Raw genomic sequence first — 234 nt, forward strand, 5'->3', positions numbered from 1 at the left:
TTGGTACGGGTGCGCTGGCCGCGCACTGGCAGGCCCTTGCGGTGACGCATGCCGCGGTAGCAACCCAGGTCCATCAGACGCTTGATGTTCATGGACAGTTCGCGGCGCAGATCGCCTTCCACGACAAACTTCGCAACTTCGTCGCGCAGCTTCTCGAGTTCGTTATCGTCGAGGTCCTTGACCTTCTTGTTGGTCGCGATACCGGTCGCATCGCAGATCTTCTGCGAGCGCGGG

The 234-nt window shown here is 61.1% G+C and carries 1 protein-coding gene; it reads right to left on the bottom strand.

What is annotated here, in order from left to right; translation table 11 throughout:
* The coding region (gene rpsM, locus KVT32_RS31665) for a 30S ribosomal protein S13 (RefSeq protein WP_217619592.1) at nucleotides 1–234 on the bottom strand (234 nt) is incomplete at both ends.

It is taken from the genome of Achromobacter sp. GbtcB20, from assembly GCF_019091095.1.
Taxonomy (GTDB): Bacteria; Pseudomonadota; Gammaproteobacteria; order Burkholderiales; family Burkholderiaceae_B; genus Achromobacter; species Achromobacter mucicolens.